Here is a 26,010-nt window from a genome sequence, read left to right on the forward strand (position 1 = left end):
GTACGGCGGTCGGCGACCCGGGACGGGCGGGACCTGGATCTGTCACCGAAGGAGTTCACCGTGCTCCAGCTGCTCCTGGAGGCCGACGGCGGGACAGTCAGCGCGGAGGAGCTGCTGGAACGGGCCTGGGACGCCAACGCCGACCCCTTCACCGGTGCCGTCCGGGTCTGCATGAGCAAGCTGCGGAGCAAGCTCGGGGAGCCGGCCGTGATCCGCACCGTCCAGGGCGTGGGGTACGCGCTGTGAGGCGCCCGGCCCGGCTGCCGCACTTCACGGTCAGGACCCGCATCGCCCTCGTCTACGGCGGGGTCTTCCTGGTCCTCGGCGCGGCCCTGCTGGCCACGGTCAATCTGGCCTCCCGCGCCGGTACGGACTCGCAGGCGCGTGCCATCGCGGACACCGCCGTCGTGGTCCAGCCGGGCTACGCGGTCAACGGTCCGCTCGCCAGCCGCCGCCGGCTCGGCCCGCCGTCCGTCTACGACCTCACCGACCATGTCAGCGACGCGGCCGGCCACCAGCTGCTCATCTGGTCCGCCGCCGCGCTGCTGGTGATGACGGCCTGCGCGGTGGGCGTCGGCTGGTGGACGGCGGGGCGGGTCCTGAGGCCCGTCCACGTGATGACCGCCAAGGCGCGCAAGCTCTCCGCGCACACGCTCCACGAGCGGATCGCCTCCAGCGGGCCCGACGACGAGCTGAAGGAGCTGGGCGACACGCTCGACGCGCTGCTGGCACGGCTGGAGCGGGCCTTCGACGGCCAGCGGCGGTTCATCGCCAACGCCTCGCACGAACTGCGTACCCCGCTGGCCACCCAGCGCGCGGCGATCCAGATCGGCCTGGACGACCCGACGCCGGAGGACCTCGTCCGCACCCGGCAGACGCTCCTGGACAACAACCGGCGCAGCGAACGGCTCATCGACGGCCTGCTCGTCCTGGCCCGCAGCGAGCGAGGGCTCGACAAGAGCGAGCGGGAACCGGTGGACCTGGCCCGGGTGGTGGCGGAGGAGGCGGACCGGCATCCGGGCGTCCGGCTCGACACCCGGCCCTGCCCGGTGCGCGGGAACCGGCTGCTGCTGGCCCAGCTGGTGGCGAACCTGCTGGCCAACGCGGTGACGTACAACGTGCCCGGCGGAAGCGTCGATGTGTCGGTGCTCCCGGCCGGCGGCGGGGTCCTGCTGGAGGTCCGCAACACCGGTCCCGTGGTGGACGCGGCGGACATCCCCGGGCTGTTCGAGCCGTTCCGCCGGGGCGAGGGCAAGGACCGGATGGGGCCGGGCTCGGGGCTCGGCCTGTCGATCGTCCGGTCCATCGCGCTGGCCCACGACGGTACGGTCACGGCGGTGCCGGGCCCCGGGGGCGGGCTCGCCGTGACCGTACGCCTGCCGGCGTCTCAGGAACGCGTGGCCACCCACGCGGGGAGCGCGGCCAGCAGCTCGCGGTAGAACGTGGTGTCCGGCACCTCGCGGGGGGCGGGGCCGGCGTGGAAGAAGCCGGTGTTCGGGGCGTCCAGCTTCCGCAGGAAGTCGAAGCCCTTGGCGTCCTTCTCGCCGAACGCGACGAACTGGAAGAACAGCGGCAGCCGGGCCGCCGCGTCGAGCGCCTGGCGGGCGGCCTGCCGGACGTCCGGCGGCCCGTCCGTCTGGAAGACCACCAGCGCGGGGCCGGTCGCCCCGGACTTCTCGTAGTGCGCGACGACCTCCTCGACCGCGCGGTGGTAGTTCGTCCGGCCGAGCCGGCCGAGGTCCGCGTTGAGCGCGTCGATCCGGCCCTCGTGGCCGTCCAGCTCCACCGTGCCGGTGCCGTCGATGTCGGTCGAGAAGAACACGACCTGCACGGTGGCGCTCTCGTCCAGGTGGGCGGCGAGCGCGAGCGTGCGGTCGCCCAGGTGCTGGGCGCTGCCGTCCTTGTAGAACGGGCGCATGGAGCCGGAGCGGTCCAGGACCAGGTAGACGGTGGCGCGCAGCCCGGTCAGCCCGTGCGCCTTCAGCCCGGCCTGCGCCGCCTTGTACGCCCCCGCCAGCTCGGGCGCCCGCGCCTTGACCTTGGCGAGGGTGAGCGCGGGCTTGCCGGGGGCGGCCGGGGCTGCCGTGGCCGCCTCGGGCTCCGGATCCATGTCGATGGTGATCGGCGCGGGGGCGGCGGCCGCCTTCGGCTCGGGGGCCACGATCGGGGCCGCTTCGGCCACCGGCTCCGGCTGTGGGGCCTCGCTCGCGATGACCGGCTCCGGCTCGGGGGCCTCCGTGGCCACGACCGGCTCGGGGGCCGCGATGGGCTCGACGGCCGGCTTCGGTACCTCCGGCTCCGCGACGGGGGCGACGGTCTTCGCGACCGGCTCCGGCTCGGCGACGGTCTCCGCGACCGGCTCCGGCTCCACGACGGGCGCCGGGGTCTCGGCCACCGCCTCCGGCGCCACCGGGTCGGGGGCCTCCGCCTCGGCGGCCGCCACCGGGGTCTCGGCCTCGGGCGCCTCCGGCTCCACCGCGTCCGGGCCCTTGCCCTGGGCCGGGACCGTGGGTGTGGGCGGGTTGTCGAAGGCCGCGGCCACCAGGTCCGACGCCTTGGCGTCCTCGTCCGACGCCTTCGTGTCCTCGTCCGACGACGCGGGGGCGGGCACCGAGATCCTGACCGGCGCCTCGTCCTCCGCCGCCGGCTCCGGCCCCGTGGCACTCGAGTGCTCGCCCTGGGGCGGGACCGTGGCCGTCGTCGGGTCGTCCTGGTCCGTGCGGTCACGGCCGAACACCTTGCGCAGCAAGCTCCGAATGCCCATGGGCGAGCCTTTCGCGTGAGTTGGGTGCGATGAATGTCCGTACTGCGGGAATTGATCCCTGGCCAGGGCGGATACGTAAGGTTAGCGGCCGGATAAGGCCGTTCGGCGGCACGGCCCGCATGTGGGACAACCGAGAGCGAACCGAGCCCGGACCGAGTCCTGAGGCTCCGTACGGCCGTTCACGGCGCCCCCACTTCACCTGCACCGCGTAGGCGTCGAGTTGACGCGGGAACGTACCGGCCGGGACCACCGCATACAGTCGGACGCATGGTTTCGGGTGAGGCTCCGCAGACGGAGGGCAGTGTCCGGGTCGATGTCTGGATCTGGTCGGTCCGGCTCACGAAGACCCGGGCGCAGGCCGCTGCCGCCTGCCGTGCGGGTCATGTGAAGGTCGCGGGCGAACGCGCCAAGCCCGCGCAGTCGGTGCGCGTCGGTGACGAGGTACGGCTCCGCCACGCGGGCCGGGACCGGATCGTCGTCGTGTCGAAGCTGGTGAAGAAGCGGGTGGGCCCGCCGGTGGCCGCCGAGTGCTTCATCGACAACAGCCCGCCCCCGCCGCCGCGCGAGGCCGCGATCCAGGTCCCGGTACGCGACCGGGGCGCGGGGAGGCCGACGAAGCGGGACCGCCGCGAGATGGACCGGCTGCGCGGAATGGACCCCGGCCCGACGGAGTAGCCGGCGTCCCGCGCGTCAGCGGTGCAGCGCGATCACCGTCTTGCCGCGCGCCCCGCCCGCCCGGTTGCGCGCCAGGGCCGACGGCGCCTCCTCCAACGGCAGTTCGGCGTCGACCGGCACGCGCAGGATGCCGTCCGCCGCGCCCGCCGCCAGTACGTCGAGCAGGACCGGGCTCGGATCGAGACGGAAGTCGACGCCCCTGACGCCCTCGGGCAGCCGGGCCCCGGCGGCGGCGCCCCGGGTGGAGAGCGCGATGCCGCCCGGCCGGACCGCCGCCGCGTGCGCCGCGAACGCGTCCGGGGCCGCCGACGCCAGGTCGGCCAGCGCGTCGATGCCGTCCGGGCAGGCCCTCCGCAGCGCCTCGGCGGGCGGGCCGTCCGTGAGGTCGACCGAGGCGGCGGCGCCCAACGACCCCATCCTGGACCGCTCGTCACCGCGCACCGCCGCGATCACGCGGACATCGCGGGCCCGGGCGAGCTGGGTCAGACAGCAGCCGACCCCGCCCGCCGCCCCGACGACCAGCAGGGTCTCGTGGCCGCGCAGCGCCACCGCCTCCAGGATCTGCGCGGCGGCCATCCCGGCGGACGGCAGCGCGGCGGCGGCCCGGGCGTCGAGGCCACGCGGGACGAGGGCGATGGCGGAGTCCTGCGGCACGCACAGGTACTCCCCGTACGAGCCGCACGCGTCGGCCACGCCCGCCCGCCCGAAGACCCGGTCCCCCACCCGGAAGCGGTTCTCGCCGCCGCCGATCATGTCGACGCGGCCCGCGTAGTCCACGCCGACGACGAACGGGAAGGTCCGGGGCGCCGGGGCGAGTTCACCGGCCGAGCCGTCCGCGACCTGCCAGTCCAGCGGGTTGAGCGACGCGTACTGGACCCGCACCCGGACCTCGCCGGGCCGTGGCTCCGGCTTGGGCAGCTCGACCAGCACCGGGTCGCCCCGCAGCGCGCTGACGGCGATGGCTCGCATCCGTACACCTCCCAGTCGTGCCGCTCCGGCGGGAGCGGCCGCGTCATTCCGCCGGCGCCGGCAGCACCCGCTGGGCCCAGATCCGGGCCGCCACCGCGCACACCGCGACGGCCAGGCCCAGGCCGAAGACGATCCACACCGTGGTGCGCAGCGAGGAGGTCAGCGCGTCGTAGACGGCCGCGGCGGCGCCGGTGTCGCTGTCCGGCACCTCGTCGAGCACCCGGTCGCGGGCGAGCGCCAGCGCTCCGCGCAGCACCAGCGCGCCGAGCGCGAAGCCCGCGCCCGTCACGGCGGTGCCGGCCAGCGCGGCCAGGGCGCGGGGCCGGCGGCCGGGTCCGCCGCGCGTCCAGGCGAGCGCGATGGCGAGCAGCGCGAAGACGAGCGTGCCGACGGCCGGCCACACACTGGCGGAGCGCAGCCACCGGAAGCTCTGCCGCAGCTGGTCCGCACGGTCGGCGGAGACCAGCTGGATGTCGGTGTGCTGGACGGGGATCTGATCGGCGAACGGCACCCCGTTGTCCACCAGGTTCTGCTTCACCTGCTCGGTGACGGGTGCCAGGTCGATCGTGACGCTCTCGCCGCTCTGCCCGTCCAGTGCGGCGGTGACCGTCTCGTGCGCGGTGCGGTTGGCGGCGGTCCAGGCGTCCTGGAAGGCGTCCGTGGTGGTGAAGGACCGCACGGCCTGGTGCAGGAACTCGCGCACGGTGTCCTGGAGCGGCCCGACGTCGATCTGCTTCATCGCGCCGTCGGTGATCAGATCGGCCACGGTGCCCTGCACCTCCGGGTCGTCGGCGAGCGGGGCGACGGCGGACACGTAACGGTCCGTGTCGTCGATCTCCAGGTCGACCCAGGCGGACAGCGCGCTCAGCGGCACCAGGACGGCCAGCAGCACCAGCAGTACCGCCGACAGGGCCACCGAGAGATACGTCCGCACCCCTCCAGGGAATCCCGGATGGCGCCGGGACGCCCCGGACCGTGGGCCATCCGAGTTGCCGGGCGGCCCGACCAGGTGTGCTCTGGAGGGAAAGCGGGGGTGACGGAAGGAGCTCTCTGCCATGGCCGCACACGCTTCGGTGCCGGCACGCGGGAGGCATGCGACACCCGCCCGGCACCGCCCGGTCCTCAGCTGGGCGATCCCGGTCGCGCTCGGCCTGATCATGGGCTGCTACGCGACCGCCATCGTCCGCGGCGGCGGGGTCCTCACGGGCACCCGGCTCGCCCTCGGACTGGTCTCAGGCGCCGTGCTCGCGGTGCTCTGCTTCGGTCTCGGCCGGATCCAGAACCGGCTGCCGCGCGAGCTGCGGGCCGCCGCGTACGGGGTGCTGACCGGCGGTTCGATCGGCTTCCTCTACAGCCTCTCCGGTGCGAGCATCCTGTCGGCGTCGGTGATCGGGCTGATCCTCGGACTCGGCGGACTGCTCGCCGCGTACTACTACTTCTACACGCGGGAGTGACGCCCGCGCCCACCCGCACGTCCTCGGTCCTTGACCTTCTCCATGGGGGAAGGCCAAGGATCGAGTGTGCCGGGGCGGGGAGTCCGCCCGGTATGAGGAGGCGTGCGGTGACGGAGTACGGGCAGGGGCGGGGCCCCGGCGCGGAGCTGGTGACGATCGGGGCGTTCGCCCGGCTGTCCCGGCTCTCCGCGAAGGCGCTGCGCCGCTACGACGAGCTCGGCCTGCTCCCGCCGGCCCTGGTCGACCCGGTGAACGGCTACCGGTACTACGACCCGGCGCAGGTGCGGGCGGCCCGGCTGGTGGCCTGGCTGCGCCGGATCGGGATGCCGCTCGCCCGGATCAGGGAGGTGATCGCGCTGGACTCAGGCGCGGCCGCCGCGGCGATCCGGGCGTACTGGGCGCGCGTCGAGGCGGAGACGGCGGCCCGCCGTGACCTCGCGGCCTTCCTCATCGACCAGCTGTCGACGGAGGACGTCATGACATCGGTGGGCACACTCGGAATCCGCTACGCGGCCCGGACGGACACGGGCGCGGTGCGCGAGACCAACCAGGACGCGGTCTACGCCGGGGCCCGGCTGCTCGCGGTCGCCGACGGGTTCGGCGCGGGCGGGGCGGGGGCCAGCACGGCCGCGATCGAGGCCCTGAAGCCGCTGGCGCCGGGCGCGGTGCCGGCGGCGGAGCTGCTGAACACCCTGCACGACGCGGCGGAGCGGGCGGCGCTCGCGGTGCGGGACGCGGTGGCGGGGGACGGCGGGGGCGGGGCGCCGGAGGAGTCGGGCACGACGCTCACGGCGATGATGTGGACGGGCTCGCGGCTGGGGCTGGTGCACATCGGGGACTCGCGGGCCTATCTGCTGCGCGGGGGCGAGCTGTTCCGGATCACGCACGACCACAGCCTGGTCCAGTCGATGATCGACGACGGTTCGCTGACGGAGGAGGAGGCGTTCTCGCACCCGCAGCGCGCGATGCTCCTCAAGGTGCTGTCCGGTGACGGCCCATACGGCGGGCCCGATGTGGACGTCCGGGACGCGCTGCCCGGCGACCGCTACCTGCTCTGCTCGGACGGGCTCTCGGCGGTGGTCGACGGCGCGGAGCTGGCACGGGTGCTGGCCGCGGCGGACGGGCCGGCCACCGCCGTGGGCGCGCTGATCGAGCTGGCGGAGGCGGCCGGCGCGCCGGACAACGTGGCGTGTGCGGTGGCGGACGTCGTGGAGCTGTGAGTACGCGGGAGGGCCCCGCACCACGCGTGGTGCGGGGCCCTCCCGCCGTACCGGTCGTGCCGGTCAGGTGCGGACGACGGTCACCGGGCACGAGGCGTGCTGGGTGACGTGCAGGCTGACCGACCCGAGCAGGGTCGCCTTGAAGCCGCTGTACCCGCGCGCGCCCACGACCAGCAGGTTCGCGCCCTCGGCCCGGTCGAGCAGGGCCTGTGCCGGGTTGCCGATCACGACGACCTTGCTGACGGCGGCGGCGGCCTGGGCGCCCAGCGCCTCCTCCAGCGTCTCGGTGAGCGACACGGTGGCCATGGCCTGGGGGTCGAAGTCCTCCGGGAGGCCCGGCATCATCGACGCCCAGCTGGTAGCGGGGTACTCCCAGCTGTTGACGGCCTCCACCGTGTCACCGGTCAGCTCTGCCTGGCGTACGGCCCAGTGCAGTGCCTTGACCGACGACTCGGAGCCGTCGACGCCCACCACGATCCTGCCCATCTCTGCCTCCAGCTGGGTTCTGCGGTTGTGCTCGGGTCACCTGTTCCCGTACGACTCTAGTCAAAACGGGCGAAACGGCGATCTCCGCAGGTCCGGTCAGGCCGGGCGGAGTGCCGCGAGCTGCTGCTCGAAGGGGACCACCTCGTCGTCCAGCCCGGGGGTCCGGGACGCGCCGGAGACCGCGCGGCCGCCCGTGACGGCGTCGGCCAGCTCCCCGCCCGCACGCCGGATGCGGGCGGGCAGGCCCTCGGTGTACTCGTCGCCGGACGCGCCCCAGTCCTCCGACGCCGCGTAGACCGAGGTCGGCAGCGTGACGGCACGCAGGTAGGCGAAGAGCGGGCGCATCGCGTGCTCCAGGACCAGCGAGTGCCGGGGCGTGCCGCCGGTCGCGGCGACGAGCACGGGCTTGCCGGTCAGCGCGGTGTTCTCGACCAGGTCGAAGAACGACTTGAACAGACCGCTGTACGAGGCGGTGAACACCGGCGTGACCGCGATCAGCCCGTCCGCGCCCGTCACCGCGGCGAGCGCGTCCTCCAGGGCGGGCGGCGGGAAGCCGGACACCAGGTGGCTCGCGATGTCCGCGGCCAGGTCGCGCAGTTCGATCACCCGGACGTCGACCGGGCGGTCCTGCCCGGCATCGAGGCGCTCCCGGGTGGCGGCGGCCAGCCGGTCGGCCAGCAGCCGGGTCGAGGACGGGTTGCTGAGCCCGGCCGATACGGCGACGATCCTCACGGGTTCGGTGGCGAACACGGTCAGCTCTCCTTCGTGGCGGCGTAGGCGGGGTGCAGCGGCGCGGTCTCGGGGACCCCGGCCGGGCGCAGGGCGGCGAACTCCTTGCGCAGCACGGGGACGACCTCCTCGCCGAGGATGTCCAGCTGCTCCAGCACGGTCTTCAGCGGCAGTCCCGCGTGGTCCATCAGGAACAACTGGCGCTGGTAGTCGCCGACCGCGTCCCGGAAGCCCAGCGTCCGCTCGATGACCTCCTGGGGCGAGCCCACGGTCAGCGGCGTCTGCCGCGTGAAGTCCTCCATCGAGGGCCCGTGGCCGTAGACCGGCGCGTTGTCGAAGTACGGGCGGAACTCGCGTACCGCGTCCTGGGAGTTCTTCCGCATGAACACCTGGCCGCCGAGGCCGACGATCGCCTGCTCGGCGGTGCCGTGGCCGTAGTGCGCGTACCGCTGGCGGTACAGGTGCACCATCTTCTTCGTGTGCTCCATGGGCCAGAAGATGTTGTTGTGGAAGAAGCCGTCGCCGTAGTACGCGGCCTGCTCGGCGATCTCCGGGGAGCGGATGGAGCCGTGCCAGACGAACGGCGGCACGCCGTCCAGGGGGCGCGGAGTCGCGGTGAACGACTGGAGCGGCGTACGGAACTTGCCCTCCCAGTCCACGACGTCCTCCCGCCACAGCTTGTGCAGCAGGGCGTAGTTCTCGATGGCGAGCGGGATGCCCTGGCGGATGTCCTTGCCGAACCACGGGTAGACCGGGCCGGTGTTCCCGCGTCCCATCATCAGGTCCACGCGGCCGTCGGCGAGGTGCTGGAGCGTCGCGTAGTCCTCGGCGATCTTCACCGGGTCGTTGGTCGTGATCAGCGTGGTCGAGGTCGACAGGACGATGTTCTTCGTCTGCGCCGCGATGTAGCCGAGCGTGGTGGTCGGTGACGAGGGGACGAACGGCGGGTTGTGGTGCTCACCGGTCGCGAAGACGTCGAGCCCGACCTCCTCGGCCTTCCGCGCGATGGCGACGGTGGCCTTGATCCGCTCGTGCTCGCTCGGCGTCGTACCGGTGGTGGGGTCGGTGGTGACGTCCCCGACGGTGAAGATCCCGAACTGCATGGCGTCCGCCTCCTGGTCGGTGGTGGTTGAACGTTGAACTAACTGGACGCATCGTACAACGGGGGGTGGGGGCGGGGTATTCCTTCCCCGGGACCAGGACCGATGGCCGATGCGCGCCGCCCGGTGGCCCTCATACGCTGCGGCAACGCGGCCACGCGCCGCCCGACGAAGGGACGCCCGTGTCATTCACCGCCGAGACGCATGTCCGCCTCGCCCGCCCCTCCCGCGATCTCGGCGCCGCCGAACGGTTCTGGGTGGAGGGGCTGGGGCTGACGGTCCTCTTCCGCGCGGACGCGGGGCGGGAGCCGGGAACGCATGACCTTCTCATGGTGGGGCATCCCGGTGGCCCCTGGCATCTGGAGCTGACGCGGGGACCGGTCGACCCCCGGCCCACCGAGGAGGACCTGCTCGTCCTGTACCTGGACGGGCCGGTTCCGGACGACCTGGTCGCCCGGCTGCTCGCCTGCGGCGGTACGAGGGTGTCCTCCCCGAACCCGTACTGGAACGAGTGGGGGGTGACGGTGGAGGACCCGGACGGGTACCGGCTGGTCCTGTGCCGCCGGGCCTGGCGGCCGTAACCCCGTCCAGCCCGGAGCACCCGGCAACGGGCCTCAGCGGCGCGTGAGCGCTCGCCGCCCCAGCAGCTCCGCCAGGCCCCGGCGCGTCGCCGCGATGATCACGCGGTCCGTGGGCCGCAGCACGTACCCCGGGTGGATGTTCCAGACGAGGGAGCCCGGGGCCACGTCCAGGGCCAGGACGCGCCACGCGCCCTCGCGGAACGCCTGGTCGACGGTGCGGCCCTCCAGCTGGGGGTGGCCGCCGACCTCCACCGACGCGAACAGGAGCACCTTGCGTTCGACCGGGATCGCGCCCAGGATCTGCCGGCCCATCATCGCGACCGCGAAGGAGGGGCCCGCCAGGTGGGAGACCGAGCGGGAGCGGGTGATCGCCTGCGGGTGCGCCGTGCGCAGCGTGCGGTAGACCGCCGTGGCGAACTCGTCGTCGAAGAGGCGGACCGTCACCCGCAGGCTGGGCTTCAGCGACCTGGCGTACAGCGCCGCCTCCAGGTTCGTCGTGTCGGCGCTGGTCAGCGCGAGGAGCCCGCGCGAGCGGCCGATCTTGGCCGCCTCCAGGACCCCCTCGTCCGTGACATCGCCGAGCACGACCGGCACGTGCAGCCGCCGGGCGAGGGGGATGCCCCGCGCGTCCGGGTCCTCCTCCACGCAGACCACCGGGATGCCCAGCTCCCGCAGGTGCACCAGGACCCGGGTACCGATCTTGCCGAGGCCGAGCAGCACCACGTGCCCGGAGAGCCCGCGCGGCGGCCGCCGCAGCGAGGAGGCGCTGCGCAGCGAGCCGAACGCCTCCAGCACACCGGCCACCAGCAGCGGCAGCAGCATCAGGCCCGCGATGCCGGACAGGATCTGGATCACCTGGCGGGCGGTGGGCTCACCGATCGCCGGGTCGCCCATCGCGAACAGGTCGAGCAGGGTGAGGTAGGCCGCGTGCAGCGGATGGTCGCCGGTGGTGAACGAGGACGCCACCGCGAGCCCGAGCACCGCGAGCCCGACGCCCAGTGCCGACCACCGCAGCCGCCGCGAGAAGAACTGGCTGAGCGGCGCGCTCCGCCCGCTCATCCGGGGCTTCGGGGCGGCCGGGCCCGACTGCGTGACGGCCTCCAGGACGACCGTGCCGCGCCCGGTCGCGGCGGCGATCTCCGCCGGCCCGGGCAGCAGTTGCGGCCCCTCCGCGCCGCTGCTGTCGGAGCCCTCGGCGCCCGCCGGGTCGTGCGTGGTGGAGGAGAGCAGGGCCAGGGTGCACAGGCCCGGATCGGCGACCTGGCCGCCCCGGGGCGGCGTGCGCTCGGCCGCCCGCAGGAACAGGCCCTCCGCCCGGATCACCCGCGTCGATCCGGCGAGCGCGGTGGCCGCGAGGGCGGGCGCGGCGGTGTCGGCGTCGGACAACACCGTGGTGGAGGCGTCGATCGCGGCCGGGTCGAGCCCGGGGGACGCGACGGCCGCCGCCTGGTCGAGCAGGGTCTCCAGATGCTGGCCCAGCTTCCGGTTGTAGAGCCGGATCACCAGCCGGACACGGGGGTTGAGCCGGCGTGCGGTCAGCGCCGCGCGGATGTTGCGCTCGTCGTCGTCGTAGACGAGGGCGACCGCCGACGCCCGGGCGATGCCCGCCTCCGCCAGCGACTCGTCCGACGGCTCGGCCGCCTGGAGGATGCGCACCGCCTCGACGCCGGCGTTGGTGTCCCCGTCCGAACCGTGCGGCAGCCCACCGCCGTTGCGGTTCATCGCGGACGCCATCCGCCCGAACAGCGCGGCGGCCCGCCCGCGCCCGTTCAGCGGCTCGTCCGGCCTGACCGCACCCCGCTCCGGCGGCACGACGAGGGTGACCCGTTCCCCGTAGACGTACCGCAGCTCCACGGCGAGCCGCTGGGCGAGCGCGTCGTCCCCGCAGACGACCATGTGGCCGGTGAACGGGGAGGGTTGGGGTTGCTGGGGGAAGGACACGTGTCCCAGCATGCCTTGCTCCCTTCCGTTGATCGAGGAGGGTCAGCGGTCGTCGTGCGGCCCGGCCGGCAGGCGGCGGGGGTCGGTGGCGCGCCCGATCGCCGTCTCGACGGCCGCGATCCGGTCCGCGAGCAGCCCCAGCGCCGCCACCGCACGGGTCATCGGATCGCCCTCGGGCCCGCCGAGCGCCTGGGTGCGGACGTACGAGGCGCAGAGCGCCGCCCACCGCTCGGCCTGCGCGAGCGTGAGCGTGCCCCGCAGCGCGGCGAGCTTCAGGAGCGCGGCCTCCGCGCCGCTGGTGAGGGTCTGCGCCTCGCCCGCGTAGTGGTCGTCCACGACGGCGGACAGCTCGGCGTCGTTCATCACGGGCGCGATCCGCTCCGCGATCCGGTTCATGTTGCGGTACGAACCCTGGAGCCGGAACGGCGGTTCGGTGCGGGTGGCGTCGGTCTGCGCGGCCGACGCGATGTACGCGGCGTTGACCGCGAGCACCGTGTCGCGGGCCCGCAGCAGATGCCGCAGCACGGCGGTGATCCGGTCCACCTCGGCGGGCGCGTAGGGGTGTCCGAGCTGTTCCGGACGGGCCGTGGGGTCGTCGGACGCGAGCCGCAGCAGCAGCGCCAGGTCCTCGCGGGAGCGGCCGGCGAGCGGGGCCAGGACCGGATTCGCGGTCAGCGCGTTCTCCACGAAGCTCAGCGCGAAGACGTCCTCACGGCCGCTCAGCACCTCGCCCAGGTTCCACACGTCCGCCCGGTTGGCGAGCATGTCGGGCACCTGGAAGCGCGCGCCGGACTCGGTGTACGGGTTGCCCGCCATGCACACCGCGAACCGCTTGCCCCGCAGGTCGTACGTGCGCGGCTCGCCGTCCCGGACGCCCTCGACGCGGCGCGTGGCGTCGCAGAGCGGGATGAACTTCTGGAGGAGTTCCGGCGAGGTGTGCTGGATGTCGTCCAGGTGGAGCAGCGTGTTGTTGCCCGCCTCAAGGGCGAAGTTGATCTTCTCGATCTCCTGGCGCGCGGTGGCGCTGCCCGCCTGGGCGGGGTCGAGCGAGGTCACGCCCTGGCCCAGGTTCGGGCCGCTGACCTTGACGAGGACGAGCCCGAGCCGGTGGGCGACGTACTCCATGAGCGTCGTCTTGCCGTAGCCGGGCGGAGATACGAGCAGCAGCAGGCCCTGCGAGTCGGTGCGGCGGTCGGCGCCGGCGGTGGAGAGCTGCTTGGCGAGGCTGTCCCCGATCAGCGGCAGGTAGACCTCGTCGAGCAGCCGGTTGCGGACGAACGCCGGCATCACGCGCGGCCGGTGGTCGTCGAGCCGCAGCCGGGTCCGCTCGGCGGCGACCAGGGCGGCGCGCCGGCGTTGGTAGGCGCGGAATCCGGGCACGGCGACGCTGCGGAACTCTTCGGTGCGCGCGAGGAGTTCGTCGATGCGGACGGTGAGCCGGCCGCGCTCGATGCGCGGGTGGACGCCGAGGAGACCGTCGACGGTCTCGGTGAGCGGCGCGTCGGCCTCGTACCGGCCGAGCAGGGGCTCGGGGCACAGCTCCACGGCGACGGCCTCCGCGAGGTCGCCCGGGTCGGTGTCCGTGCCGCTCGCCCCGGCGTACGAGGTGAGCCAGCCCTCCACGAGCTGGCGCCGGGCCGGCAGGTCGTCGGCGAGGGCGGCGAGGTCGTCGTCGTACGCCGACGTGCCGGTGGCGTGGCGGAACTTGTCCAGGAACGCGACGGCGGAGGCGCCCGTCACGAAGCCCTCGGGGCCGGCGGTCAGCTCCTCGAAGAGGTACGCGGCGACGGTACGGGAGCTCTCGCCGCCGATCACCGACGCCCACTCCTCCTGGAGCGTGGCGACCGCCGGGGCGAGCCCGAACGCCTCCCGGGCGCGCGCCAGCGAGCGGGCCCGGCGCGTCCAGGACACCCGGCGGCCCTCGTCCGCCTCATGGGCCCAGAAGAGCTGGGCGGCGGCCCGGACGGCCGGCGGGAAGCGCAGCAGCCCGGCGCCCGCGCGCAGCCGCAGCAGCGCGGCCAGGATCGCGGTCGCGTCCTCGTCGTGGACCCCGCGCTGGTATCCCTCGTCGTACGCGGCGGCAGCCGCTTCCCTTACGAGCTTGGCGAGTTCGCCGCTGTCCAGGGCGGACAGCCGGTCCGCGCCCTGCTCGCCGAGGAGGCGGGCGGCCAGGTGCTCGCCCCGGTAGACGGTCGCGGATTCGGAGGGGAGCGTCCGGTCCCAGTACGGGCGGGTCGCGGCGAACTCCGGGTCGGTCACCGGCATCCGGTAGTCGGTCCCGGTGACGGCGAACGCGAGCGTGCCGCCCTGCGGCACGAGGGTCAGCTCGAACGGCTGGGTGTTCACCGCGAACCGGTGCCGGCCGAGGCGGATCACGGACCCGCCGTCCGCGTACAGCTCGTCCCGGTCGCGCAGGGCCCGGCCCGCCTCCTGGCGGGCGGCGAGCAGCCGCCCGTCCAGCTCCTCCGCGCGCACGGTGTCCCCGAGCGCCCGCAGCTCCTCGGAGGTCCGCCGGACCTTGGCGACCATCGGGTCGGAGGCGAAGTAGGTGTGGACGGCGTCCGCGTCCGGGAGGGCGGCGCCGCGCCGGGCGACCGACTCCAGGACCCGCGCCGCGGAGTCCGCGAGGCGTTCGGCGCGGCGGGCCAGAGCGTCCTGGAGGCCCTGCTTGCGCGCCGAGAACGCCTCGTACACCTCCGTCCGGCGCTCGCCCAGCTCGGCCAGGAAGTCGTCGTACTCCGCGAACCGCGCCTCCAGGTCCTCCAGCTGGAGCAGCAGCCTCGCCAGCTGCTCGTCGCAGGACTCCGGGGTCCCGGCGGCGGCCAGCGCGGCGGTGACCGCCTGCCCGAGCAGCGCGGACCCGGCGGCGAACTCGGCCCGGCCCTCGTGGTCCGCGAGGGCGCGGCGGCGGGCGTCGAGCGTGGCGCGGGCCCGGTTGACGGCGCCCAGGACCTCCGCGATGCGCTCCAGGATCGACGTACGGACCACCCCGTCGCCGATGTCCAGTCCGGCGACGACGTCCGTGACCGTGCTCAGGCCGTCCGCCATGGCGGCCAGCCGGTCGCCGAGCGCGGTGGCGTCGGTGACCGTGGCGAGCCCGGCGGCCTCCTCGGTGAGGCGGGCGATGTCCTCGTGGTAGCCGGCGAACGCGTCGTCCCCGGCCAGGAACGTGACCGCGCGGCGGGCGGCCGCCTCGATGTCCTCGGCGGTGGTGGCGGTCAGCTCCTCGATGCGCGCGGTGTCCGCGTACCGCATCTCGGCGAGGGTCGCCAAGCGGCCGTGCGCGCGCCGCAGTCCGGTGAGCCGGTCCACCCACTCGGCGGCGGTGCGCGGGGCCTCGCCGCGGACCCGGCGGACCAGGGCGGTGATGCGGTCGGCGGTCTCGGTGAGCGCGTCGGCGGCCTGCCGGGTGAGCGCCTGGACCGCCTCGAACTCCGCGACGACCTGTTGCGCGGTGTCCCGCAGTTCGCCCAACGGCGTGGCGAGCGCGCCGAGGCCGGCGTCGTCCAGCCAGTGGTAGCGGTCCCCGGCCCGTACGCAGTCGGCGGCCAGCCGGTCGTACACGGCGGCGGTCGGCGCCGTCCCGGACGCGGCGTGCGCGAGGGCCAGGCAGTCGGAGATGCCGCGCACGAGGTCGGCGTTGCCGACCCGGGCCAGCGGGCCCTCGCCCGCCGGGCGGGACGCGGCATACGTGTCGGAGACGTACGGCGTCCGCCAGCGCTGCAACGGGTGGACGCGCGCCGCGCCGCCCTCGCCGCCCTCCACCGGGTCGCGCAGCACGACGAGCGTGCCGTCGTCCAGCAGCGCGTGGCCCCGGCCCTGGAGCGGGGTCGCCACCTCCTGGCGGATCACGTTGTACGGCAGAAGGAGGCTGCGGCCGTCCTGCCGGGACCGGAAGACGTACAGCACGTCCTCGCCGTTCGGGGAGCGGACGGCCTCCTCGAAGACCGGGTCGGTGAGCGGCCGCGCGATGTCGAACGTCCTGGCTTCGCCGGTCGTCAGGTAGAACCCGCCGGGGAAGATGATCCCCTGGTCCTCGGGTAGCCGCCTGCAGGCCGGACCGATGGCGTCGAGGCGGGTGACGGTCCCGAGCAGCGCGTTGAAGACGAGGTGGCGCCGCGCCTCCTCCTTGTACGGGCGCACCCGCAGCAGCACGAGCGGGCCCAGCTCCGCGTACTCGACCTCGGCGTCGGCGAGCGACTGGAGGGGTTCGGTGACGGGCTCCTCGTAGATCCCGTCCGGGGTCTCCGTGTCGTTGACGGTCTTCACGGTGAGCCTGCCGCCGAGCGTGTCCACGTACAGCTCGGCCTCGCAGCCGATGGCGATGTGCGGGTGGCGGCCCGCGACGTGGGCCTCGCGGCCTGCGGCCGTCCAGGCGAAGTCGTGCGCCGGCGGGAAGACGTGGTCGCGCTCGCCGCGCGCGTCGAGGAACGCGCCGGGGGAGCCGTCCGGGTTCAGCGCCCAGCGCAGGACCCGGATGTCCTCGGCGGTCTCGCCGGTACGGAAGACCGCCAGGAGGCGGCCCTCGGTCCGGCGCAGCCGCAGCAGGCGGGCGTCCCGGAAGTAGCGGTGCAGGCCGTCGAACTCGCGGACGAAGTCGGTGTCGGTGAGCGGGGTGCCGGTGCCGGGGGTGAGGTCGGCGGCGTACAGGGCGAGTACGTCGTCCACGGTGGGCCGGCTCTGCCGGCCCGGGCCGCGTTCGAAGCCGAACAGCAGCTCGCCGCCGAGTGCGACGAGGTCGCGGGGGGTGACGGGGCGGTCCGTCCGGATCTGCTCGCTGCGGACGAGCTGGAGGCCGGTGGCGCCGAATGCCTCGGTGCGGCGGGCGTTGAGGGCGGTGGCCCTGCGGGCGAGCTCGGTGGCGTGGGTGCGGAGGCGGCGCCGCAGGACGTCGTAGTCCCCGGCGGCGGGGGCGGTCACGGTGTCCACTGGGTGCTCCTTGCGGTGTGGCGTGCGGCGGTGTCCTCGATCGCCGGACGGGCTTGTCATGCCCGCCGGGCGGGCCAGTTCGATCTGCGGGCGGGCCGTGGCGTGCTGTCCGGGCGCCCTCGATCGCCGGACGGGCTTGAGAGGTCCGCCCCACCCAGCCCCGTCCGGCGCTTGCGGACGGACGGGGCTGGAGTGGGCGTTCAGGCTGCGGACGTCGGGCCCTGCAAGCCCGTCCGGCGCTTGGGGACGGACGGGGCTCCAGTGGGGCGTTCGGGCAGCGGATCCCCTACGCCACCGGCGTACCGTTCAGGCCGGCCGGGGTCAGGCCGCTGACCGGGACGTCCGCCAGGCCCAGCGACTTCGCGTGGTCCAGCAGCGCGCGGACCTGGTCCGCACCCACCCCCGCCGATGGCGCGGCCATCAGCCGCATCAGCAGCGCCGACACCGTCAGGTTCTGCACGTCGCCCGTGGACACCGACGACAGCACCCGCGTCAGGTCCTCCGTGAACGAGGACGCGTCGTTCAGCCACGGGCCGGCCAGGGCCCTCGCCGTGTCCGAGTTCCCCACGAAACCGTCCAGGCTCTTGCCCATCGAGATGGACGACACCAGCCGGTCGAAGAACACCGACTCGCCGCCGACGATGTCGATGTCCGCGTTCTCCAGACCCGTGGCGAGCACCGTCGCCTGCGCCTCGGCGACCTGCCGCTGGACGTCGAGTCCCGCGAGCCGGATCTCCTTCTCGGCGGCCAGCCGCAGCCGGTACTCCTCGTGCCCGCGCGAGGCGTCGTCCAGCGCCGCCATCGCGGCCGCCTTCTCCGTGAGGCCCGCCGCCTCCGCCTTCAGCTTCTCGCCGATCATCGCCGCGTCGGCCCTCGCCTGCGCCTGCGTACCCTCCGCGTCCGCGAGGGCCTTGAGACGGGCGCCCTCGGCCTCGGCCCTGAGCCGCGCGGACGTGGCCTCGGCCTCGGCGAGCCCCGTCTTCTCGATCACCTCCGCCGCCGCGTCCCGCACCTGGACGTCCGCGAGGCCGGGCGCCGCCGACTCCGCCCGGATGCCCTCGGCCAGCCGCAGCTTGGCCTGCGCGTCCAGGTCGGCGGTCTTCAGCCGCGCCTCCGCCAGCGTCAGCTGCTCGGCCGCCCGGTGGGTGGCCGCCGCCTCCGCCGCCTCGGCCGCCTTGATGTCCTTGACCAGCCGCTCCTGCGCCTCCGCCTCGGCGGCGATGATGACCGACTTGCGGGTGCGCTCGGACTCCTCGACGGACCGGAGCGTCTTGATGGACTCCTCCTGCTCGGCGACCGTACGGTCCACCGCGATCCGCTCGCGGATGACGTCGGCGACCTCGCGGCGCTCCGCCTCGACCTCCTTCGTCGCGGCGATGCGGTTCAGTTCGGTCTCGCGCTCGCGCCCGATGACCTCCAGCAGCCGGTCCTTCTCGATGCGCTCGTTCTCCACGGCGATGACCCGCTCGCGGTTCTTCTGCGCGACGGCGATCTCCCGGGCCTGGTTCTCCCGCTGGATGCCCAGCTGCTCCTCGGTCCTGATGAACGCGGCCTGAGCGCCCAGGCGTTCCTCCTCCTGGACCCGGGCGGTCACCGCCTCCTCGCGGGCCCGCAGCGTCTCAACCTCGCGGCGCTGCTTGATCTCCGCCTCGGCCTGCCGGCGCTCCAGCTCCAGGATGGTCTCCCGGGCGTCGACGTCCTGCCGGGTGATCTCCTTCTGCTCGGTGCGCTGGAACTCGTTGGTGCGGACGTGCTCGATCGCGGTCAGCTCGGTGATCTTCCGGATGCCCTGGGCGTCCAGGATGTTGGCGCTGTCGAGCTGCGCCATCGGGGTCTGCTCCAGGAAGTCGATTGCCGCGTCGTCCAGGTGGTAGCCGTTCAGGTCGGTACCGATGACCCGGATGATCCGGTCTCGGAACTCCTCGCGCTTCGTGTACAGGTCCACGAAGTCCAGCTGCTTGCCGACGGTCTTGAGCGCCTCGGAGAACTTCGCCGCGAAGAACTCCTGGATGGCCACCTTGTCGCTGGCGCGCTCGGTGCCGATGGACTGGGCGACCTTCTTGACGTCCTCGACGGTCTTGTTGACCCGCACGAAGAACGTGATGTGGATGTCGGCGCGGATGTTGTCCTGGCAGATCAGGCCCTCGCGCCCGGTGCGCCGGATCTCGATGGTCTTGACCGAGATGTCCATGGACTCGGCCTTGTGCAGCACCGGCAGGACGACGGCACCGGTGAAGGTCACGTCGACCTTCTTGGTCTTGGAGATGATCAGGGCCTTGCCCTGCTCCACCTTGCGGAAGAGCCGGGTGATGATCAGCAGCACGGCTACGGCGATGAGCAGGACCACGGCGACGAGCAGGCCGAGGCCCAAGGAGATGGCATCCATGACAGTCCTTGGCGGCAGGTGGTGCGGAAATGAGCGGTTTCACGTGAAACACGGCGTGACGGCACACGGCGTCCGGGCAGGCCGGAGGGGCGCACCGCGCTGAGAGGAGCGGTGGCTCAGACGGCGGGGCCGGAGGCCGTACGGCCGGGTGGCGGACCCGGATCGAGCGCCTTGTCGTAGGCCGAGACCCAGAAGAACTCCCCGGCCTCGTCGTACGCGTACAGCAGCCCGGAGCGTCCGGAGGCCAGCTCCGCGTCGACGGGCTCCAGCTGGCGCACCTGGACGGTGGCGGTGGTCCCGTCGTCGGCGGTGACCTCGGCCTGGCCGAAGTCGGCGGAGACCGAGCCGGTACGGATCGTGCAGACGCGGCCCAGGAAGTCCTGGCGCGATGGCGGGGGCTGGTCGGGGAAGAGGCGGCGGAAGTGGTGGACGAGCAGTCGCACCGCACCCCAGGCGAGCAGCAGCGCCCCGGCGAGCACCGCACAGGCCAGCACGGCGCGCAGCGGTCCGGTGGCGCCCGAGCGGTGCACCAGGACCGAACCGGTCAGGGCGGAGAACCAGCCGACGGCGATCATCAGGGACACCGAAACGGTGACCGGGACGCCTCCGACGCCCGCGAGATCGGCGTCCAGGTCGGCGTCGAACGAGTGGTGGTCGGCCGCGCCGACCAGGACGAGCAGCCAGAAGGCGATGACGACGACCAGCGCGGCGGCGAAGAGCACGGCCGGGAAGGACAGCGTCGCGTCCATGAATTCCCGCATCGGTTCCGACCCCCTGCCGTTCCGCCGGCGGTGGTGGTGCCGCCGGTGCCCGCGCGGACCGGTCGGTGACCACGGTGCCGCGGTGTCACCCTCGACGACACCGCGGCATCCGGGTCTTCCCCCGATCCCCCGTGCACCCCCGTGATTCCCCCGTTTTCCCCCGTGGTCCCCCGGTTGGTGCTGGCAGGATCGTGTCATCCGTGGACGCCCGGTCGCATTGCCGGAACACGGCAACGTTCGCCGTTCCCCGGTGCCGGGCACCGGCACCGGCCCCCGTGCGTTGGGCGGGTGTCGGTACGGAACAGGAACGGAGGCGGACGCGTGGCGGAACCGGTGATCCCCGACAGCTTTCTGGAGGGTTACGCACGGATACTCGGCGAGGCGGCCGTCTCGGGCCGGCGGCTCACCCGCGAGGAGCTGGACTCCCGCCGCGCCCTGGGGCGGGAGGCCGCCGAGGCCGGCCACCAGCTCCGCGCCCTCGTCCGCATGCATCTCGCCGAGACCCGCGCCGCCTGGCCCGCCCCCGCCCCCGGCGCGACCCCCGCCGCCGCGGCCGCCTCCGCCGACAGCGTGCTGGCCGCGATGGAGCAGGCGGTCGACGCCTTCGCCGACGGTTTCGAGCGCGCCCAGCGCCTCACCGTGCGCCGCGAGGAGGCCGCCAGGCGCGAGTTCATCGACGACCTGCTGTACGGGCGCAGCGATCTGGGCCGGCTCGCCGAGCGGGCCACCCGCTTCGGGCTGCGTCTCTCGCGCGCCCACGCGGTGGCGGTGGCGACGGGCCCGGAGGCGTACACCGAGACGGAAGCGGTGCCCCGGCACGTGGAGTCGGCGATGCTGGCCCGGTTCAGCGGGCGCAAGATCCTGCTCACCACGAAGGACGGGCGCATGGTGTGCGTCGCGCCCGGCAGCCAGCCCGACGTCCTGCGCTACTTCGCGAAGCAGGCGCACGCGGCGACGGACGGCGGCCGGGTCGCCATTGGCCGCCCGCACCCGGGCCCCGGCGGCGTCGTCCAGTCGTACGACGAGGCGCTGGACGCACTGGACCTGGCGGACCGGATGGACCTCGACGACCCCGTGCTCTACGCCACCGACCTGCTGGTCTACCCGGTGCTGACCCGGGACCGGCAGGCCATGGCCGATCTCGTACGCAGCGAGCTGGGCCCGCTCCAGAAGGCCAGGGGCGGCGCCGAACCGCTCCTCAGGACGCTGTCGGTGTACTTCGACGCGGGCTGTGTCGCCGCCGAGACCGCCCGCCGGCTCTCACTGAGCGTCCGGGCCCTCACGTACCGGCTGGAGCGCATCCACCAGCTGACCGGCTCCGACCCGGCGGACCCCCAGCACCGCTACACGCTCCAGACCGCGGTGATCGGCGCCCGGCTGCTGGACTGGCCCGCCAAAGAGGTCTGAGGCGTGGTGCGAAAGCAGCGCCGTCCGCCCGCGGGGCGGGCCCGGCAGGCGGACTTTCGGCCGGCACACGGATCGGCGCCGCCCCTGGGAGGGTGCGGCGCCGACCGGTGCGCGGGGTGCGTCAGCCGCCGCTGTGCTGCTTGCCCTCGTGCTTGTGACACCTGCACTTCTTGCCCTTGACCGTGACGGTGACCGTGGCCGAGGCGGTGTCGCTCGCGATCCCTTCGCCCTGCGGGCCGGTGGCACCGGCCTGGGCCACGTTGGTGATCCGGCACGTGATGGTGCCCTTGCCACCGCCGCCACCGCCGCCGCGGGTGCCGCTCTGCCGGCAGAGGTCGATGTCTGCCTGGGTGATGCGGTAGGTGCCGTGGCAGGTGGTGCTCGCCCCGGGTGCCAGCGTGGTCGCGTCGCAGACCACCGAGGCGACCCGGTTGTCCGCCACGTGCACGTCGTGCAGCTGGGTGCTGCCGGTGTTGGTGACCGTGTACGCGTAACGGACCTCGGTGCCGACCCGGAAGGGGCCCTTGGAGACGGCCTTCTTGTGCAGCGTCAGATGGGGCTGCCCGACGGGGAGGGTCTGGTACGTCTCCGGCGAGGTGACGGTCTCCCCGTCCGCCGTACCGGTCGCCGTGGCGGTGTTGGTCACGGAACCGGCCGCACCGTCGGCCGCGGTGATCGTGTAGGTGCCGGTGCACGTGGTGCTGTCACCGGCCTCCTCCGCCGGGGCCAGCGTGGTCGCCTCGCAGGTGATGTCCGTGACGTGGTCGTCGTGCACCACGACGTCGGTCAGCTCCGCTCCGCCGGTGTTGCGGACGGTGTAGGCGTACGTGACCGTCTGCCCGACCGAGTAGGGGCCGGGGGTCTCGACCCGCTTCTCGACCGAGATGCCGGGCACCCGCTCGATCGGCACGGTCTCCGACGAGGGCGGGGAGGTGACCGGCTCGCCACCCGACGTACCTGACGCCGTGGCCGTGTTGTCGATCGAGCCGTTGGCGACGTCGGCGGGCGTCACCGTGTACGTCGCCGTGCAGGTGACCGTCTCACCGGGCGCGAGACTCGTCACGGGACACGAGACCGGGCCGGTCTTCGGGTCGTCGACGGCGAGGTCGTCGATGGTCGTGCCTCCCGCATTGGTGACCACGAAGTCGTACGGCACCTGCGAGCCGACGGTGAGGTCGCCGGGCAGCGGCTGCCGCACCTGCTTGACGAGGTTCAGCCGGGGCAGCGGCCGTTCGGTGCGCACGGCCACGTTGCGGATGAGGTGGGTGTCCGTGAACAGGCCGGTGGAGGCCGCGAATCCGAACTTGTACGTCGACGGCACGGGGGTCGGCGCGTCGGCCTGGAGGACCTGCTGGGAGCCGTTGCCGTCGTTGAAGTCGATGGACACGGTGACCTGCGGGTCCGGTGCCGGGGTGATCACCACGTGCACGCGGCGGCGCGAGGGCTCAAGGTCCTGCTCGGCCTGGACGGGATCGCCCGACACCTCGGTGGTCGGCCCCTGCAGTTGTCCGGGGAGGGTCGACGGCCAGGGGCCGGTGGTCGAGAAGTTGCTGGTGGTGGCGGTGAGGAAGCAGTAACCCTCGATGCCGTCGCCGGGGCCGCGCAGCGTGACCATGTTCGGCCCGGGTGCGGGCACGTGGAATGCCGTGCCCGCGGGCGAGCGCTGGTCGGGCGGGCAGCCGTTGCCCCGGTGTTCCCAGTCGCCGAAGTAGTTGCCGAGGACGTCGAGTCCGACTCCCAGATAGCCGCGGTCCACACCGGGAAGGAACTCGGCGTTCGGGTCGTCGTCGGGCAGCTTCTGCGCATATCCGAGGCTGCCGCCGAAGGCGCCGGGGTGGGTCAGCTGGGCCTCCCCGTCGACCAGGAAGAACGAGATGCCGTCGGCCGGGGCGATGGCGCCCGTGGTGGTGCCGTACTGCCACTGGTCGAAGGTGACGTCCAGGCCGTGGTCGGCGGGCAGCGCGTGGTTGTAGAGGACTGCGCCGGACTGGTCGTTGGAGGAGTCCGTCAGCCGCAGGTAGCCGCGCGGGGCGGCGTCGTTGGGCGGCACGGGGCCGATGCCCGCCGTGCAGCCTCCGAGCGGGTGGTTGCCGGGCCCCGGCAGGGCGTCGGCCTCGGGCGCTCCGGTGAGGCAGGCCGAGCCGACCCCGGTGAACTCCGGGGCCGTGGCCTGGGTGAACGTCTCCTCGAGCAAGGTGGAGCCGCCCTGGCGCGGCTGCGCGTGGGCGAGTTGGCCGGTGTCCAGGGCCAGGGAGCCGGCCACGCCGAGGGCGAGGGCCAGCGCCGCTGCGGCGAGCCGCGGGGCCCGTACGGATCCGCCCAGCGGCGACGAGAGTTGTCTGCGGGTCATGCAGCAGAAATAGCAGTCACTATGTGTGATCAACTGCTTGTGGGTCGCGTGTCCGCCGCGAGCACCCGGCCAGCCGTACCCCGCCCGTCCGAACGGCTCCACATGCGGGACCGGCGCCCTCCGCCTAGCGTGATCAGCCGGGGGATTCCGGCGGTGTGCGCAGCGAGGGAGATCCGCCCCATGGCCCGTGAAGCAGGTCCCCGGGAAGCAGGAGCCCGCCGGGCGAACCCCCGTGAGGAGCACCCGTCCCACCGCTGGTGGGTGCTCGGGGTGATCGGCCTCGCCCAGCTGATGGTGGTGCTCGACGCGACGATCGTGAACATCGCGCTGCCGTCCGCCCAGCAGGACCTCGGCTTCAGCGACGGCAACCGGCAGTGGATCGTCACGGCGTACGCCCTCGCCTTCGGCTCGCTGCTGCTGCTCGGCGGACGCATCGCCGACCTGGTGGGCCGCCGGGTGGTCTTCCTGACCGGCCTCGTCGGCTTCGCGGTCGCCTCCGCGATCGGCGGTGCCGCCCCGAGCTTCGAGGTCCTGGTGCTGGCCCGCGCCCTCCAGGGCCTGTTCGGCGCGCTGCTCGCCCCGGCGGCGCTGTCCCTGCTCACCACGACGTTCACCGTGCCCAAGGAGCGGGCCAAGGCGTTCGGGATCTACGGCGCCATCGCGGGGGCGGGCGGTGCGGTGGGGCTGCTGCTCGGCGGGGTGCTCACCGAGTACCTGGACTGGCGCTGGTGCCTCTACGTCAACCTGATCTTCGCGTTCCTCGCGTTCACCGGTGGGTGGCGGCTGCTGACCGCGGGCGCGCCGGGCGACCGGCCCCGGCTCGACATCCCGGGGACGCTGCTCGTCTCGGCCGGTCTCTTCTGCATCGTCTACGGCTTCTCCCAGGCCGAGTCGCACGCCTGGAGTTCGCCGCTGACCTGGGGGTTCCTGGCGGCGGGCGCGGTGCTGGTGGCGGCCTTCGCGTGGTGGCAGACCAGGGCGGCGCATCCGCTGCTGCCGATGCGGGTGGTGCTGGACCGGGACCGGGCGGCGTCGTTCCTCGCGATGTTCATCTCCGGCGGGGGGATGTTCGGCGTCTTCCTCTTCCTCACGTACTACTTGCAGAAGAGCCTGGGCTATTCGCCGGTCTCCACCGGGCTCGCCTTCCTGCCGATGGTCGCCTGCATGATCGTCTCGTCGGTGACGACGACGAACGTGCTGGTGCCGCGACTGGGCGCGAAACCGATCGTCCCGACCGGGATGGGCATCGCGGCCGCCGCGATGGTGTGGCTCACCGCCCTGGATCTGTCGAGCGGTTACGCCGCCCATGTGCTGCCGCCGACGCTCTGCCTGGGCATCGGCCTCGGCATGGTCTTCGCCACGGCGATGAACCTGGCCACCGCGGGCGTCGCGGCGCGGGACGCCGGGGTGGCCTCGGCGATGGTCAACACCAGCCAGCAGGTCGGCGGTTCCATCGGCACGGCCCTGCTGAACACCCTCGCCACCAGCGCCGCCACGAACTACCTGGTGGGCCGCCGGCCGACCCCGCCCGTCGTCGCCCGGGCCCAGCTGGAGAGCTATGCCACTGCGTACTGGTGGTCCGCGGGCTTCTTCGCCCTCGGGCTCGTCGTCACCCTGCTCCTGTACCGGCCCGGAGCGCCCCGCCCGCACCTGGCCGAGGAGCCGGAACCGGCGCGCGCTTAGCGCTTCGCGCCCTCGGTGAGCCGGACGAACGGGATCGCCTCGCCCACCCGCCGGTAGTCCTCCGTACCGCCGTCCACCTCGAAGCCCATGTACGCGCAGAGCCGGCGGGCGACCCCGGGGTGGCGGGGCGCGTACCGCACCATCAGCTCGCCGCCCTCCTCGGCGGTCAGCACCTGCGCGGTCACCGCGTGGAACCTGCGGCCGACCTGCACCGTGGCGTGCGGGGTGCGCTCCAGGTTGCGGAACCAGTCCGCGCCGGGGCCGAAGCCCGAGGCGACGGTCCAGCAGGCCCGGCCCTCCTGGGAGCCCGCCTCCACGACCTCGATGGCGGTCCGGCGGGGGAGGCCCGAGACGCGTCCGGTGTGGACGAGCAGCAGCAGCCGGCCCCCGAAGAGCGGCCCGAGCCCCATGCGGAACATGTGGACGGGCAGCCGGAAGGCGGTGCGCCGCCAGCCGGTCGGCGGGGCCGGGCGCCGGGGAGCGGGCGAAGCCGCGGATTCATGCGTCACTATGCAAACGTTGCACAATCCAAAGGTCGGGGCCAGTGCGCGCCGCTGTCGGTCCGGTACCGGTTG

General features: G+C 73.7%; 20 protein-coding genes. 8 read left to right on the forward strand and 12 right to left on the reverse strand.

Annotation, left to right across the window (positions count from 1 at the left end; all coding sequences use genetic code 11):
- A partial coding sequence (locus tag ABZ565_RS30890; protein WP_361034145.1) for a winged helix-turn-helix domain-containing protein occupies positions 1-246 on the forward strand: 246 nt, incomplete at its 5' end.
- Positions 243-1,439, forward strand: a complete 1,197-nt coding sequence (locus ABZ565_RS30895; RefSeq protein WP_361034148.1) for a HAMP domain-containing sensor histidine kinase — start codon at positions 243-245, stop codon at positions 1,437-1,439. The genes ABZ565_RS30890 and ABZ565_RS30895, both read left to right, overlap by 4 nt.
- Here ABZ565_RS30895 and ABZ565_RS30900 read toward each other — a convergent pair.
- On the reverse strand, positions 1,388-2,764 hold the full coding sequence (locus ABZ565_RS30900) for a VWA domain-containing protein (RefSeq protein WP_361034151.1): 1,377 nt from the start codon (positions 2,762-2,764) through the stop codon (positions 1,388-1,390). The two genes, ABZ565_RS30895 and ABZ565_RS30900, sit on opposite strands and share 52 nt — an antisense overlap.
- Before the next feature lie 267 nt (positions 2,765-3,031).
- On the opposite strand from ABZ565_RS30900, the gene ABZ565_RS30905 reads away from it, so the two are divergent.
- Positions 3,032-3,439 carry a S4 domain-containing protein gene (locus ABZ565_RS30905; protein ID WP_361034154.1) on the forward strand — a complete coding sequence of 136 codons (408 nt, stop codon included), beginning with the start codon at positions 3,032-3,034 and terminating at the stop codon, positions 3,437-3,439.
- A gap of 15 nt (positions 3,440-3,454) precedes the next feature.
- Here the strand turns inward: ABZ565_RS30905 and ABZ565_RS30910 are convergent, their stop codons facing one another.
- Complete coding sequence (locus tag ABZ565_RS30910) at positions 3,455-4,408, reverse strand: NADP-dependent oxidoreductase (protein WP_361034157.1); 954 nt, start codon at positions 4,406-4,408, stop codon at positions 3,455-3,457.
- 43 nt (positions 4,409-4,451) lie between these two features.
- Positions 4,452-5,342: a hypothetical protein gene (locus ABZ565_RS30915; RefSeq protein ID WP_361034160.1), complete on the reverse strand. Its 891-nt coding sequence runs from the start codon at positions 5,340-5,342 to the stop codon at positions 4,452-4,454.
- A 121-nt stretch (positions 5,343-5,463) separates the two neighbouring features.
- Here ABZ565_RS30915 and ABZ565_RS30920 point away from each other — a divergent pair, with 121 nt between their 5' ends.
- Together ABZ565_RS30920 and ABZ565_RS30925 are read left to right on the forward strand one after the other, a co-directional pair.
- On the forward strand, positions 5,464-5,862 hold the full coding sequence (locus ABZ565_RS30920; protein WP_361034163.1) for a hypothetical protein: 399 nt from the start codon (positions 5,464-5,466) through the stop codon (positions 5,860-5,862).
- Between the two features lie 92 nt (positions 5,863-5,954).
- Entirely contained in the window at positions 5,955-7,082 is a 1,128-nt protein-coding gene (locus tag ABZ565_RS30925) for a MerR family transcriptional regulator (RefSeq protein WP_361034166.1), read from the forward strand.
- A 63-nt stretch (positions 7,083-7,145) separates the two neighbouring features.
- Here ABZ565_RS30925 and ABZ565_RS30930 read toward each other — a convergent pair whose 3' ends face one another.
- The 3 genes from ABZ565_RS30930 to ABZ565_RS30940 all read right to left on the reverse strand — a co-directional run bounded on the left by ABZ565_RS30930 (position 7,146) and on the right by ABZ565_RS30940 (position 9,400).
- Positions 7,146-7,568, reverse strand: a complete 423-nt coding sequence (locus ABZ565_RS30930; RefSeq protein ID WP_361034169.1) for a universal stress protein — start codon at positions 7,566-7,568, stop codon at positions 7,146-7,148.
- A 96-nt stretch (positions 7,569-7,664) separates the two neighbouring features.
- Positions 7,665-8,318 (reverse strand): FMN reductase, encoded by a 654-nt coding sequence (locus ABZ565_RS30935; protein ID WP_361034172.1) that lies wholly within the window; start codon positions 8,316-8,318, stop codon positions 7,665-7,667.
- A gap of 2 nt (positions 8,319-8,320) precedes the next feature.
- The gene (locus ABZ565_RS30940; RefSeq protein ID WP_361034175.1) at positions 8,321-9,400 is read right to left on the reverse strand and encodes an LLM class flavin-dependent oxidoreductase; all 1,080 of its coding nucleotides are present in this window, start codon (positions 9,398-9,400) and stop codon (positions 8,321-8,323) included.
- A 179-nt stretch (positions 9,401-9,579) separates the two neighbouring features.
- Between ABZ565_RS30940 and ABZ565_RS30945 the strand changes: the two genes are divergently transcribed.
- Positions 9,580-9,978 carry a VOC family protein gene (locus ABZ565_RS30945; RefSeq protein WP_361034178.1) on the forward strand — a complete coding sequence of 133 codons (399 nt, stop codon included), beginning with the start codon at positions 9,580-9,582 and terminating at the stop codon, positions 9,976-9,978.
- Between the two features lie 33 nt (positions 9,979-10,011).
- On the opposite strand, the gene ABZ565_RS30950 is transcribed toward ABZ565_RS30945, so the two are convergent.
- The 4 genes from ABZ565_RS30950 to ABZ565_RS30965 form a co-directional block, all read right to left on the reverse strand.
- On the reverse strand, positions 10,012-11,931 hold the full coding sequence (locus ABZ565_RS30950) for an NAD-binding protein (protein ID WP_361034181.1): 1,920 nt from the start codon (positions 11,929-11,931) through the stop codon (positions 10,012-10,014).
- A gap of 30 nt (positions 11,932-11,961) precedes the next feature.
- Positions 11,962-16,848 (reverse strand): DNA repair ATPase, encoded by a 4,887-nt coding sequence (locus ABZ565_RS30955; RefSeq protein WP_361034184.1) that lies wholly within the window; start codon positions 16,846-16,848, stop codon positions 11,962-11,964.
- A 286-nt stretch (positions 16,849-17,134) separates the two neighbouring features.
- A complete protein-coding gene (locus ABZ565_RS30960) occupies positions 17,135-19,234 on the reverse strand; it encodes a flotillin family protein (RefSeq protein ID WP_361034186.1) in 2,100 nt (699 codons plus the stop codon).
- Positions 19,235-19,350: 116 nt separating this feature from the next.
- Positions 19,351-19,995 (reverse strand): hypothetical protein, encoded by a 645-nt coding sequence (locus ABZ565_RS30965; RefSeq protein ID WP_361034189.1) that lies wholly within the window; start codon positions 19,993-19,995, stop codon positions 19,351-19,353.
- A 321-nt stretch (positions 19,996-20,316) separates the two neighbouring features.
- Here ABZ565_RS30965 and ABZ565_RS30970 point away from each other — a divergent pair, with 321 nt between their 5' ends.
- Positions 20,317-21,402: a helix-turn-helix domain-containing protein gene (locus ABZ565_RS30970; RefSeq protein ID WP_361034192.1), complete on the forward strand. Its 1,086-nt coding sequence runs from the start codon at positions 20,317-20,319 to the stop codon at positions 21,400-21,402.
- A gap of 121 nt (positions 21,403-21,523) precedes the next feature.
- Here ABZ565_RS30970 and ABZ565_RS30975 read toward each other — a convergent pair whose 3' ends face one another.
- Entirely contained in the window at positions 21,524-23,752 is a 2,229-nt protein-coding gene (locus tag ABZ565_RS30975) for a hypothetical protein (protein ID WP_361034195.1), read from the reverse strand.
- Positions 23,753-23,932: 180 nt separating this feature from the next.
- Here ABZ565_RS30975 and ABZ565_RS30980 point away from each other — a divergent pair, with 180 nt between their 5' ends.
- Positions 23,933-25,435, forward strand: a complete 1,503-nt coding sequence (locus ABZ565_RS30980) for an MFS transporter (protein ID WP_361034198.1) — start codon at positions 23,933-23,935, stop codon at positions 25,433-25,435.
- Here ABZ565_RS30980 and ABZ565_RS30985 read toward each other — a convergent pair.
- Complete coding sequence (locus ABZ565_RS30985; protein ID WP_361034201.1) at positions 25,432-25,944, reverse strand: nitroreductase family deazaflavin-dependent oxidoreductase; 513 nt, start codon at positions 25,942-25,944, stop codon at positions 25,432-25,434. The two genes, ABZ565_RS30980 and ABZ565_RS30985, sit on opposite strands and share 4 nt — an antisense overlap.
- Between the last annotated feature and the right edge of the window lie 66 nt (positions 25,945-26,010).

The sequence above is a fragment of the Streptomyces sp. NPDC016469 genome (genome assembly GCF_040632905.1).
In the GTDB taxonomy this organism is placed as follows: Bacteria; Actinomycetota; Actinomycetes; order Streptomycetales; family Streptomycetaceae; genus Streptomyces.